The sequence below is a fragment of the Sphingomonas sp. LH128 genome, assembly GCF_000293195.2.
In the GTDB taxonomy this organism is placed as follows: domain Bacteria; phylum Pseudomonadota; class Alphaproteobacteria; order Sphingomonadales; family Sphingomonadaceae; genus Novosphingobium; species Novosphingobium resinovorum_A.
The window spans coordinates 1-11,265 of sequence record NZ_ALVC01000014.1; the positions used below are offsets into that span (position 1 = coordinate 1).

Consider the following 11,265-nt stretch of genomic DNA (forward strand, 5'->3'; position numbering starts at 1 on the left):
CGGCGACAGGTAGAAATCGATCGTGTCGCCCCGCTTGTCGACTGCCCGGTACAGGTAGGTCCACTTGCCCCGCACCTTGACGTAGGTTTCATCCAGGCGCCAGCTCGGATCAAAGCCACGCCGCCAGAACCAGCGCAGCCGCTTCTCCATCTCCGGGGCGTAGCACTGGACCCAGCGATAGATCGTCGTATGGTCGACCGAAATGCCGCGTTCCGCCAGCATTTCCTCAAGGTCGCGATAGCTGATCGGATAGCGACAATACCAGCGCACCGCCCACAGGATCACATCACCCTGGAAATGGCGCCACTTGAAATCCGTCATCGTTCCGTCCGTCCAATCTCCGCCAAGCATGCTCAAGCTTCACGATTTTTGCAACAGAGCCATAATTACCAATCCTGTTGGCGACGTCCCGCATGGATCGATTTCGCTAATAATCGATATCCGGGAAATTTACGGTGTGGGCGTTCTTTGGCCCTCTTGTCTTGAGCCACAATGCGGCAATCGCACGAGAGGCCGTTCCGTAAATGCTGGCACCCCCTCGCGTGGACTTGTGCAGCAACTCTGCGCAGGACCTGCTGAATGCGAGAGCGGACCGGCCGGACCTGGTAACGCGAACCTCTTACCTGAGCATCCACAAAGGGTCGCCGTCAGGCGAAGAGCTTTGGAGAAAAGCGTGTCCTAGGTGTCACTCGGGCAGACCCGTGAGGCGCGGAGCTGCGCCGCGCTCCAATTCTCCTCGAATAAGGGCCTGAGCATCGCTGTTTCACACAGGGCCCGGCGCAACAATGAGCCCCAACTCCCGCGCTTGAGCGATCACGCGGCGGACAGCTTCTGGCGACCAGTTCAGAGCACCACGCGGCGTTGGCTCACGCAAATCCTTGCCGAGCCAAGCCGCGATACCGCGCAGCGTGGCGTCTGGCTGGCTTCTAAGTTTGTCGGCGACAAGTATAGCGACGCGGCTATCGGGGGAAAGGCGCGGCGCCGTCTCCAAGATCACGGGATTTGCATAGCCTGCATCAACGAGCGTTCGACATGCTTTCACCAACGTGCGTTCGGAGAACGAGCGCGCCGGCGGCCTGAGCGCCCTGATATGCCGCAAGACCAACGCCCAGGGCAACTGCGGCCGCAGGCGCTCAACAAGCGGCAGCCAAGCTTGCCGACCGTCAATCAGATCGTGGAGATGCTTTTCCTTCAGATTGCGGCGCAAATCAGCGATTGCTGACGGATCGCGTGCGCGCATTTTCGGATTCCCCGGTTTCGCACCACGCGCTACCGCTGCCTTCAGGCCCGCGCGCGTCCGTTCACGAATGAGGGCACGTTCGAATTCGGCGAATGCCCCGAGCATCTGCGTCATCAACATGCCTTGCGGGCTGCTGGTGTCGATTGGATCGTTGATTGAGCGAAAATAGGCCCCTTTTGCCCGGAGTGCTTCGACAATATCGAGCAAATGCGACAACGATCGTGCGAGGCGATCAATCCGCACAACGACGAGGGTATCCCCCTGCCCTACTGCAGCGAGCGCGCTGGCCAACTTGGGACGGCTGCGGCTAGCGCCGCTGGCCCGGTCTTCGAATATGGCCGCACAGCCTGCGCGCCGCAACTCGCCGATCTGCGCGAAGGTGTCCTGTTCGTCGGTCGAAACACGAGCGTAGCCGATCAAGGGCATCTGTCACAATCCAACTAACGGAGACAACCGAACGGTTGACCCCGTTATACGTCCTCCACACGGATCGCGCGCCTGGAATTTGGCCAGAGAACAGAGTGCCGGTTAGAAGGATTGTCAGCGGCCAACGAGCAGGCCCCTCCCCTCGGCGTCCCGCCATTTACTGACAGAAATCCAGCTTTTTGCTGACAACGGCATGGGTGAAATCGCGGAAGATGGCGAAGTCCGGTCATATTCTGACACCGACATGCACATACCCACCTTATAGAAAGGCGTCAAATCCGCTTATATGATAACTGCAATTATCGCATGTGGATGATGATGCAATATAGCTCGATGTATATTTATCTCGTTTTCACTTAGCGTGTGGTATAAATTCCGCGATTCCTGCGGGCTTCCACGGCGCGGGGCCGGCGCATCGCATTCGTGGGATGCCCGGGCGCCAGCATCATCTGCGGCGCATGGTATCATTGGTCGGCCAAGCCCAGATCAGCTAACACTTTCGAGGAACTCATGCACTACCCTGCCCCGCTGTGGATACGCGACGGCATCGACCTAGGCTGGTTTCTGGCCGACGGCATGGGCTCTGTGCGTAGTGCCGTCAGTTATCGCTCCGGTGGATGGTGGTTTCTGCCGGTCTGGCTGCCCGATAACGTCAAGAACGACGTTGGGCCCTTCCCGACGAAGGCTTCCGCCGTGGCAGAAGCAGAGCGCTTGCCGCTTGCCGCTTGCCTACAGCCGAACAAGCCCGAGCCTTTGAGTTTCCTTTACGCACAGGACCGCCGCCCAATCTCCGTCGTATCGGGCGTCGAGGTTCGCAAGTGGGCGGTGAGGTACGTGATCGCGTTCGCTTCATCGCCCTGCCGCTGCCTATAGCGATCACAACGACGCGGACAACGATTTTCGCAGTTCCTTTATTCCTTACCGGCCACAGGTCCCGCCCGCCGTTCACAAAGCAGCCGTAAATTCGCCTCAGCAAGGCTCCACGTCATTAAAACCACGATCGCTGCTTGGTGGGCAGGAAGATCATCCAGATCGCACTCGCCAAATTGTCTGCAACCCGGAAGTTCTATGCGCGGTCGATGACACCAAAACTCGCGGAGCATGCCGCCTGCTTCAACGCCCCGGCCCTCAGTTACCACCGCGAGAGAAGCCAGAGCCGCTATCGCGATCGAAGCGGATGAAGGTCCAGTAAATCCGTTTCGCCGTATGAAGTCGCGGATCCAGCAGCACTTGGGTGCTGCCGGAAAAGGCGCGGCACTTGCTCAGACCTCGATACAAGCGCTGAAAACGAGTTCGAATGACATCGCCAGTGAAATTGGCTGCAAATCCCATCACAAAAAGCCTCCCCGGAAACCGGGCTTACGCTGCGTAAACTGCCTTGAGATGACCCGTACCACCCTAATAGGCGCCACCTCGCTCCAGCGAGCCCAAAATTGATTATAGAGCTAATTCCCGCTTTGTTCCGGAACTCCGGCTGTCAGGCTTCGGGCGCACCAAACAACTCGTCGAGTAAGAGTTGGAACGCTGCCTCCACCTCCGATCGACCGGCGCTTAACTTTGGCGGCAACGTGATCGTCATTCCTTTTTTCCTCGATGCCTTGGTGTACGTGAGGATTTCCCCGCCATCGGCTGCACCAATGGTGAAGGTGGTATTCTCGATCACGGAAGGCTTTGGCGGCCTGGCAGCATTCCTGAACGCCGCAATCACCTCAGCTGGTGCCATAAGCGATACCCCCTCGTTGAGACGCAACGCTTGCAGGCCGGCGAGCCGGATGGCCTCGTCGCGTACCCGCTGTGCGACTTCTCCCCCTTCCTTGATGATCGAAGCGATGGCGCGCGGATGAGAGACTGTCACCGACTTCGGATCACCAAAGGCGGAAACAAAGACTTGATCCAGGTCGGCAAGCGCCGTGTAGCGGTAGATCGTGGCACGCGCCACGCCTAGGCGCTCAGCCATCGCTGCGGTATCGCTCTTGTAGTGAGAGCGAAGTGCCATCTGGTAGCTTCGTGCTCGCTCGAGATCAGAGACATCGGCGCGCGCTCTGTTCTCCAGATCGCTCAGCCGAAACGCCGCCTCGTCGTCGAGGGGCTGAACATCAATCAGGTATTTGAAGTCGGGATAGTTATTCGCTCGAAGCCAGCTGATGGCAAAGTGCCTGCGCGAACCTGCAACAATCTCGTATGGCGCTGCAGGATCCTCCGTGCGGCGAACGATTGCCGGCATCCGCTGCCGCCCTTCGGACCGGATCGACTGAATCAGTTCCTCGCAATCCTCGTAGGTAAGCTCGTCATAGCGTCGAGCATTCTGGTTCGACGGTTTGCAGAGCACGGGATCCACCCATTCGTACTGCTCATACTGCACGTCAGCACCGAGTTTGCTCAGCGCCTTGCCGCGACTGACCAGTACATCGCCTGTCGGAAGGGAAGGTGCATCGCCGTGGCCAAACGCCTCAACGACCTCCGAGGCAATAGAAGCCCCAAAACCCGGTTTGCGCGCCATAACGTCAATTCCCTTCACATGCCCCGGCAGAAATACAACGAACGAATCTCGCTCTTGCCGGCCATGGGGAGTTTATCGGATGAGATTCCATAAGCGCAAGGCCGCCCCCTGCCCTGTACCCAAATCCCTCCTGCGCCCCTAACAGTCGCACCGCGCAATTCGGTCCCGACGAAGCACCCGGCGTCGGCGTCGATGCTGTGAACCGGGTTGAACCATGTAATTCGTTCATGCCTCGCCCGCCCGGGCGATCGCCGCGGATGTGGAGACCTTCATTGTAATCTCCGGTAGCGGCCCACCCTCCAGCGTTACGCAGACAACATTCAAATGCGCTCAAGTGGTGACACTTGAGAGACGAGGGTGACCCTATCCTTCGCCCTGCCCTCTCGACGGAAGCAGCGGGCCGGCTCTCTTCCGCCTTTTATGCGCTCGTAGTTTCGCAGCACCTGCCGCCGGTCGATCACAGTTTGGCACCGCGAGACTTCTCGCAATCATAATCGCGAAGCCGACGCGTCAGCGATGAACCACCTAAGTTATACGGGAAAGCTGCTCTGCCGGCTTACACTCCGTTCGCGCAGGAGCCCTGCCAGCAATGTCCAGAATATTTTCTCAGATGGTTGTGATTGCGGCCTACGGACAGGCGCACTTTGGTGCCCTTCTCCATTGGAGAATGACTTCCTCGTCTCCGCTTGGGCGCCACGAAACCACCGATAGCGACCGCGCGCATTCGCACACTCGCTTCCACCCTTGCGCCATAGCTGCTATTAACAGCACACATTCTCCATTGGAGAGAGCGCGGTAGAGCGCGCGCAAGACATTGCCACTTGACGCAGATCTCGCGGCTTTGCGTGCCGCGCGATCCTTGAGTGACCCGATAGGTCTTCCGTTCTCCAATGGAGAACGGCACGGGACATCCCGGAAATTCGTTGCTGCGAGCTTGGCGTGAGCTCCAGGCATCGGTTGCGGATCGTCATTCTCCATTGGAGAATGACTGTTGCTTCAGGTCCTAAGCCTCCAAGTTTAGACGCTGCGCCAATGACCTTGCCGTCAACTAACGTGAGCCCAGATGTCGGGCAGCAATGTCGATCGAAATTCGTGGGACAATCCGAACCGTGAATGCCCCCCTCCCCTTCTCCTCCGCTTGCACGGCAGACGCGCGGGGACGCGGCATTTCAACCATTCAACCCTTCCAGGCCGCAAAAGCAAACCCCGGCACAGTGGCCGGGGCAAGATGAGAGCGATTGAGGCGGCGAGCTTCAGTCGAACCCATGTCTCGATGGCCAAAGTTTCTTGATGTTTTCCTCAAGCTCCCAGCCAAGCTGGTTGAGCTGATTGAGGCAGCGGGTTCTGACCGCGTGGTTCGTCGTTGAAGACGTCAGGTCGAAGACCGTCTTCAACTGGCTGGCGGCATTGTTGAACTCCGCAGAGCTCCGAAGCTCCTGCGAAAATACACTGCGTCCGAACACCGTATTGGTGATGTCTACAATCTGCCTTTGAGACTCGATGTTCGCCTCGCTCTTGGAAATCACCATTCCCACGAACCCATACTCCGGCTGGATATCGTGCTCACCCAGTGCGCCCATCGTCTCTTCAAGCATGCCCAAAAACGCAGTCGTTGAGGCGAAATCGACAATGCTGGGCGGAACCGGGATGAGCAGCGCGTTCGCAGCGTACATAACCGAGAGCGAAACCATGCCGAGCGCCGGCGGGGGATCCATCACGATGACATCGTAGTTGCCTGCCACCTTATGGATGTCGCGCGCAAGGGTCGTGAGCACGTTGAAGCCGTGGACACCGATGCGGGCAGCAACTTCATATTCCGCGTTATAGAGCTTGAGATTAGCCGGTATCAGATCAAGATTATGGAAGTGGGTTTTCCGAATGATCTGGGCGATGCCCCTCTCAGGCTTGCCCTGCAGCAGGGCGTAAATGCTGTCGAGTTCGTCGAGATCCTTGTCCGGAATATATCCGAACTGCATTGTCGCAGATGCCTGCGCATCAGCATCGATCAACAGCACGCGATAGCCATGTATCGCAAGATACTGCGCCATATGCACGGCAATTGTCGACTTGCCGACGCCGCCTTTGAAGTTCTGGCATGCTATGATTGCCGGCGGATCGGTCTCCTCGCGCCAAGGACGCGTGTCGAAGACTTGGCGCATCGTGTCGAGGTCCTTGAGCGTATAGCCCTTCCGGCGCCCGGTCATATTGCGCTCTTGATGTGGGAGACGACCCTCTGCCTCAGCGATCCGGATCGCCGATGCGGAACGACCGACAAGGCTGGCGGCCTGTGAAATTGTGAACGTCGGCCCGCTGCGGGGTGGGTTGTGCTGAATGTTGCGCTCCTGGAGCTTGCTCAGCACCATGCTCGCCATGTGATAATACCGGGTGATCAACTCTTTGGTTGTGCTGCCCAAATCAGGGGAAAGGGACGCCATGCTTGTCCTCTTGTGACTCTCGGATTATCGAGGCGCACGGCCTCGTTGTCGATTTTCTTTAGGTTCTATCGCGAATTTCGACAACGAAAATCTAGAACTGTCGTTCATTCCCAAGACATGGGCCATTTTCTCCGTTTCAAAGATACCGAAAACAGCGACCATTTGTCACTTTTCCGCTTCGGAAGTGGAAAATCCAGCAAGCTTCAGGTCAAACGTCATCGCTGATTACGGTACGGTTTCGTGGTCGGTGCCGGATGATTGGCGCAAACAAAATCTCTTCCGGTACTCAAACCTCGCGATGGGGGTCCACTCCTCAATCCCGCTTTCGAGAATACCGTAAACAGCGATCCATTGGCGGTTTCTGGTTAGCTTCATCGTCAAAACCGCAAATCGGGATGCTGCCGGCATTTGAGGAGAGTCAGGGGCTGTGGATAAAATTGTACCATCGCTGACGAAGGTATGAAGGAACGCTGGAAAAGGTACGAACATACGCTGGAAAAGGTACGATCGAGCGCTGTTTAAAGTATGCGATCTAACCTACTACCGAATCCTACTCCCTTTGGGAGATACCTTCCTCCGGTTAGACGCGATCGGGGTTTCCAAAAAAAAAAGCTTAATGGAATTTTCGCAGCGTACCTTTATCAGCGACCCATTGGCACTTTCGGAGGTATCCCGGCTAAAAAACCGCCAACAGCTTGCGTTTAACCGGCATTTCGGCAAAATCGGGGCATCGATCGGTGATTCCCAAGGGTGATTCTGTGGCAAGGCGCAAAACAGGCGAGAGCGATGCTCAGATCATGCTTCCACTGGGAGCACAGTTTGTCGAGGCCTTGAAGCACAGTCCAGTTGCCGATGTGAGGGCACTGGCCGACACGCCAGACGCAAAGCGGATTTTCGACGCCGTCCATTATGTGATGGAAGAAGAATCGCTTCCAAACTTCATGCACTCGGCACTTTGCGCCATGTCCCTTCCAGTGAAGGCGCCCAAGGACCAGAGTGCGCCGGTTATCAGGCGTGACGGGAACATCTCGCTTATCATTCAGCCTATGGAGCGGCAGGAGCCCATAGGACCGAATGGTGAATTCGTAGCGGTGAACAGAGGGGTACCGTATGGTCGCCATGCGCGGCTGATCATGATCTATATCATGACCGAAGCAGTGCGCACGCGAACCCGGGAAATCTATCTGGGGAGCTCCTTTTCAAGCTGGCTGCGGCGCATGGGGATAACGAACACTTCCTCTGGCGGCAAACGTGGCACACGCACCAGCGTTCAGGATCAAATCGATCGAATCCTCAATTGCCAATGGACAATCCGCTGGGACGAAAGCGCTCCACCCGCCGGCAAAGGGAAGAAGGGGGAGAAGGTTCCGAGCGAGCAGATGCGTGCGTTTGCAGTCAATGACATGCGGATCGTCAATCGGTACGCGGGTCTCAGAACGGGGGAGGGGACCTTTGTCTCGCACTTTGTCTTGTCAGAAGAGTTCTATGGAGAGCTGCTGAAGCATTCGGTTCCTTTCAATGAACGGGCGATCGTCGCACTGAAGGACAGTGCCACGAAGCTCGATCTCTACACCTGGCTCGCATATCGGCTTCCACGCATACCTCAGGGGACAGAGGTGCGCCTCAACTGGGCTGACCTTGCCAAGCATTTGGGGAATCAATCGAGCACGATGACGAAATTCCGTCAGTCCGTGCGTGCTGCCTGGGACGAGGTCTCTGGTGTCTACCAGCAGGCGCGTCACTCGGTCGATATGAGCGATCTCATCATCCGCCTGCGTTACGCTGAGAAGCCGACTAAGGGTATGCTGCTTATCCAGGGGGAGAAGAGGGGCGCCAGGAAGCTGGCGCAGGCAGCGCCTGAGGACGCAGGCCTGCTGAGGTTGCACAGTTCCGATAAGCCCAAGCCGGTTATGTCCGGCCCAGCTATACGCTTTCCCAAAAGTGGTGCACTGGAATTCGCAGAGCCCGAGCTGTATCGCATCGGAAGGGACTTTGGATCAAACAACTCCGTGACGGTCATGGCCGATGCTTTCAGGAAACTTCTCGGAAACGAGATTGACAGTCTGGAGGGCGACCAGCTCAAGGACCGCTGGAAGCGATATGTAGAAAAATGGCCGAAGCCTGCCTGATTTCAAGCAGGTTAGCGCCGTTCTCCATTGGAGAATCTGCTATCGGCATCACTGCGTCAACAACGCATCAACGGGCATACCATACCTTAAACAGCGACGCATAGCTCAGCTGTTTCAGCACTCCAGCTTCGAGCTATCTCTTGTACGCCATCGTTCAGATGATTGGCCTAATCGCTGATTGAAGTACGCCCGCACTACCGTCGTGCATCCGTGCGTACCTTAAGCAGCGACCCCCAATGCGCGACAGAACCGGTCGTCTTGGGGTCAATGTGCAACTGCCCGATGAGCGTCACCCCAGAGGCTTGCATATGAGTAGGTATGCGGACAACCACGGCAAGCTACCCATGGCATCTCCGGATGCCGGGCCGGATTCGTTGACTGAACCGCTCACAGACCGTTTACGTTTAGCTTGTCCTATTCTTGAGGATAGCACCGCCAGGCTTGTTCGGTCGCGATCTGCTTTTGAGCGAGTGATCAGGGCGAGCGCCTCCACGTGCGCTTTTCAGCGCGGCGGGATAAGGGGGCTTTTCGAAGCTGACGGGTAAGGTTTCGGGCTTTGGGCGGCACGGCCGCGGTGGCTATGTGGGGGCAGTCGGAAGGCTGGTAGCGATGTCTTTGAACACGGTTTCATCGGGGCAGGCGTAGCGTTGCGAACTCGGCGGTGGCGAGCGCGGTGGCCTTGGGGATGGCCTGCTGGATGGGCGACAGCACCCAGTAGGCGGCAGTATGCAGGATCAGCCGCATCTCGTTGGCGTTGGCCGAGCGGCACGAAGTGCGATCGCTGGCGAGCTGGGCCTTGTGCCGCTTGATCAGATTCTCGGCCTGGTCCCGGGCGCAGTAGAGCGTGTCGTAGATGTGCTCGGCCGAGCTCTTGGTCAGCGAAGTAACGACGTAGCGGATGTCCATCCCGAGCGTGCTTGCCTCGATCGGGACGGCGACGCGGCGCTGACATTTCCAGCTCTTCGCACCCTAACGGGTCCCGGCATAATTGCGCAAAACCACCCGGCCTTCCTGGGCGCGCTTGACCGCGCAGGCGTCGGCGCTCACGACGATGACCGGATCAGCGCGCAGCGCAGCGTTGGTGGGCAGAACAAACACATAGTCGACGCCGGCCGCCTCGCAGAGGCCATGACCTCGGGGCGGCCATAGTGGCCGTCTCGCCCCATGGTCACGCCCGGCCCAAGCCGATGCCCAGCACGAAGCCGTCAGCATGGCCGCCAGTTTGCTGGCGGCCTCCGCCACCACCGCAGAAGGTGCATAGATGCGCTTCACGGGGGCCCAGATCCGACCGTTGTTGTGGAAGCGGGTTCGCACCATCGCGTCGATCTGGTCATGCCTCTTTTCGCGAGATTAGCGTAACCGCTGCTTCGACCCCACGTATTCTGGTTGATTTTTGAGGGGTAGATCTGCGCGAGACGTTGAGGAGCTCGGGCAGTGGTTGAGGAAATTGATGGGGTGCCAAACGTTGGTTTGACGTGTGCGTCGCATAGTGCAAGTTCGCGTTTGACCGTTAGTTTGGAGCCAGTCCGGCGTGGGCACGAGCGATGGCCGGATGATGAGCGCGATCGTATTCTTGCGGAAAGCTTCACTTCCGGAAAAACGGTAGCGCAGGTTTCGCGGGATAACGGCGTCGGCCTTGGCCTGCTGCATTATTGGCGCCGGCAGGCGCGAGCGGCGGGGACCGTTGAAGAACTCCGGCTTGTGCCAGTGACGGTGGTTGGCGAGGAGCAAGCGCAAATGCCGGCCGTCCCGGCATCGCCGCCCAGCATGGAATTGGTGGTGCGCGATGTGACAGTTCGTATTTGCGGCGCCGTCGAGGCGGAGCACTTGCGCACCGTTCTGGCGGCGATCCGGGAATGATCCCGATCGATGGAAGCGTGCGGATCTATGTGGCGACGCAGCCCATCGACTTCAGGGCCGGGATCAACCGGCTGATGGGACTGGTGACACATGTTCTGGGCCACGATGCCTGCGCCGGTGATGTGTTTGTCTTCCGCAATAAGGCTGCTGACAAAATCAAGTTGGTCCGTCATGACGGCTCCGGCGCGGTTATGGCGACAAAATGGCTCGACCATGGGAAGTTTTATTGGCCTGCAGTGCAAGGCGGCACTCTTGCTCTGACCGGAGCTCAATGTGTGGCCCTTCTGTCAGGCCTGGATTGGCACAAACTGCCATTCCAGGCGGCGCGGCGGCCCGCTATTTTTGGCTGAATTCTGCGGTTTTTTGTAGTATAATGAGGGCTGTGTGGTATAGTCACGCATGCCTGCCGAAGCCGATAATCTTCCTGACAATCTCGAGCAGATGGCCGCCCTTGTGCGGGAACTCCGGGCTGAAAACGCTCAACTGCGCTCGCTCCTCAAAGGCATGGCCCAACAAGCATTCGGCAATCGATCGGAACGCGCCAGCGTCATTCTGGGAGATCAGGGGCAACTGGATCTGGGCGATCTTGTGAGCACGCCGACGGTCGCGGCCAATGACGATGAAGCGCCAGAAGACAAGCCTGTGATCAAGCGCCCGCGCGCGAAGCGCGGCATA

8 protein-coding genes and 3 pseudogenes are annotated in these 11,265 nt (G+C 58.0%); 5 read left to right on the plus strand and 6 right to left on the minus strand.

Going from position 1 to position 11,265, the window contains the following annotated elements:
- Together LH128_RS01660 and LH128_RS01665 are read right to left on the minus strand one after the other, a co-directional pair.
- Positions 1–321 (minus strand): annotated as a pseudogene (locus LH128_RS01660) (IS6-like element IS6100 family transposase); the annotation flags it as partial.
- A gap of 442 nt (positions 322–763) precedes the next feature.
- Positions 764–1,666, minus strand: a complete 903-nt coding sequence (locus LH128_RS01665) for a recombinase family protein (RefSeq protein WP_008827836.1) — start codon at positions 1,664–1,666, stop codon at positions 764–766.
- 510 nt (positions 1,667–2,176) lie between these two features.
- On the opposite strand from LH128_RS01665, the gene LH128_RS34125 reads away from it, so the two are divergent.
- A complete protein-coding gene (locus tag LH128_RS34125; protein WP_008827837.1) occupies positions 2,177–2,539 on the plus strand; it encodes a hypothetical protein in 363 nt (120 codons plus the stop codon).
- Positions 2,540–2,794: 255 nt separating this feature from the next.
- On the opposite strand, the gene LH128_RS32975 is transcribed toward LH128_RS34125, so the two are convergent.
- The 3 genes from LH128_RS32975 to LH128_RS01680 all read right to left on the minus strand — a co-directional run bounded on the left by LH128_RS32975 (position 2,795) and on the right by LH128_RS01680 (position 6,601).
- Entirely contained in the window at positions 2,795–3,001 is a 207-nt protein-coding gene (locus LH128_RS32975) for a hypothetical protein (protein WP_327195017.1), read from the minus strand.
- A 142-nt stretch (positions 3,002–3,143) separates the two neighbouring features.
- Complete coding sequence (locus LH128_RS01675) at positions 3,144–4,166, minus strand: ParB/RepB/Spo0J family partition protein (protein WP_008827838.1); 1,023 nt, start codon at positions 4,164–4,166, stop codon at positions 3,144–3,146.
- Positions 4,167–5,419: 1,253 nt separating this feature from the next.
- On the minus strand, positions 5,420–6,601 hold the full coding sequence (locus LH128_RS01680; RefSeq protein ID WP_172704871.1) for an AAA family ATPase: 1,182 nt from the start codon (positions 6,599–6,601) through the stop codon (positions 5,420–5,422).
- A 695-nt stretch (positions 6,602–7,296) separates the two neighbouring features.
- On the opposite strand from LH128_RS01680, the gene LH128_RS01685 reads away from it, so the two are divergent.
- The gene (locus LH128_RS01685; protein ID WP_156799968.1) at positions 7,297–8,730 is read left to right on the plus strand and encodes a replication protein RepA; all 1,434 of its coding nucleotides are present in this window, start codon (positions 7,297–7,299) and stop codon (positions 8,728–8,730) included.
- Positions 8,731–9,366: 636 nt separating this feature from the next.
- Here the strand turns inward: LH128_RS01685 and LH128_RS01690 are convergent.
- Positions 9,367–9,902 (minus strand): annotated as a pseudogene (locus LH128_RS01690) (transposase); the annotation flags it as partial.
- A 262-nt stretch (positions 9,903–10,164) separates the two neighbouring features.
- On the opposite strand from LH128_RS01690, the gene tnpA reads away from it, so the two are divergent.
- The 3 genes and pseudogenes from tnpA to LH128_RS31755 form a co-directional block, all read left to right on the plus strand.
- Positions 10,165–10,590, plus strand: a complete 426-nt coding sequence (gene tnpA / locus LH128_RS01695) for an IS66-like element accessory protein TnpA (protein ID WP_083910030.1) — start codon at positions 10,165–10,167, stop codon at positions 10,588–10,590.
- Positions 10,587–10,940 (plus strand): IS66 family insertion sequence element accessory protein TnpB, encoded by a 354-nt coding sequence (gene tnpB / locus LH128_RS01700; protein ID WP_008827841.1) that lies wholly within the window; start codon positions 10,587–10,589, stop codon positions 10,938–10,940. Before tnpA ends, tnpB begins: the two co-directional genes overlap by 4 nt.
- 49 nt (positions 10,941–10,989) lie before the next feature.
- Positions 10,990–11,265 (plus strand): annotated as a pseudogene (locus LH128_RS31755) (IS66 family transposase); the annotation flags it as partial.

Excerpts from the sequence above, each read along its gene's own strand:
- LH128_RS01665 (WP_008827836.1), bottom strand. The coding sequence starts at position 1,666 with ATGCCCTTGATCGGCTACGCTCGTGTTTCGACCGACGAACAGGACACC.
- LH128_RS01680 (WP_172704871.1), bottom strand. The coding sequence starts at position 6,601 with ATGGCGTCCCTTTCCCCTGATTTGGGCAGCACAACCAAAGAGTTGATC.
- tnpB (WP_008827841.1), top strand. The coding sequence starts at position 10,587 with ATGATCCCGATCGATGGAAGCGTGCGGATCTATGTGGCGACGCAGCCC.
- LH128_RS34125 (WP_008827837.1), top strand. The coding sequence starts at position 2,177 with ATGCACTACCCTGCCCCGCTGTGGATACGCGACGGCATCGACCTAGGC.
- LH128_RS01675 (WP_008827838.1), bottom strand. The coding sequence starts at position 4,166 with ATGGCGCGCAAACCGGGTTTTGGGGCTTCTATTGCCTCGGAGGTCGTT.